Source organism: Psychrobacter sp. UBA2514 (assembly GCF_002341255.1).
Lineage (GTDB): Bacteria > Pseudomonadota > Gammaproteobacteria > Pseudomonadales > Moraxellaceae > Psychrobacter > Psychrobacter pacificensis.
Genome location: NZ_DDNS01000009.1, coordinates 1 through 812, shown reverse-complemented (window position 1 = coordinate 812; position 812 = coordinate 1). Strand labels below are relative to the sequence as shown.

The 812-nt window shown below is 43.5% G+C and carries 2 protein-coding genes; both read left to right on the top strand.

Features of this window, described 5'->3' with window-relative positions:
* A partial coding sequence (locus B3V51_RS02865; protein WP_286707923.1) for a TRSP domain-containing protein occupies positions 1 to 207 on the top strand: 207 nt, incomplete at its 5' end.
* A gap of 30 nt (positions 208 to 237) precedes the next feature.
* A partial coding sequence (locus B3V51_RS02860; RefSeq protein ID WP_286707922.1) for a hypothetical protein occupies positions 238 to 812 on the top strand: 575 nt, incomplete at its 3' end.

The following is an 812-nucleotide window of genomic DNA, read 5'->3' as shown; positions in this document are numbered from 1 at the left end:
ATTGCGCTTGGCGGCGCCATTACTACGATGCTGAGCTTTCATGATAATTATGGGCTTGGCATGACCAACTTTGCTTATAATGTTGACCCTGACGAGTGGGACTTGATTGTATTATGTGTAGAAACACCAACGGATAGCGTGGATGCGATGTGGAAAGGTTTGGATAATGTGGTGGTGGTAAGTCCGACAATTCAAACCATTCTTTAACTTTCATACTTACTGTTTATGGACGACGTCATGACTATCCCATTTTTCAAGCCCAGCGCCGATATTATCAAACCCTATGCCTTAATGGATTTGGACGATACACTTTTTCAAACCCAGCGCAAGATTGATGCTTGGCAAGTCCCGACTGCAGAGCCAGAACACTTAATTTGTGCGACAGTCAATAAGCAAAACGAGCCCCTAAGCTTTATGAGTCAGCGCCAAGCGACTTTTTTTAATTGGCTACTCAATAGCACTGAATTAATCGTAGTAACAGCACGTGACCGCAGTGAGATCGAACGCGTGAAACTGCCATTCGACAGTTGGCAAGTATTGACCCATGGTGCCATTATTTTAACGGCTGATGGGCAGTTACTAAGCGCGTGGCAGCAACATATGCATAGCAAGCTTGCACCGTTGCAAGATAAGTTAAACCAACTAAGCGAGCTGTTTGCTAGTCATAGCAAAAATGAGCAGAGTCATTTGGTATTTACGCCGCATGTCGATAGCTTTAACAATGGGTCTGTAAATGAAGAATTAACGATTTATCTAGCGATCAAACACGCGCAAAAAGACCATCAAGCATTAGTTGAACTGGCCAAAAAACT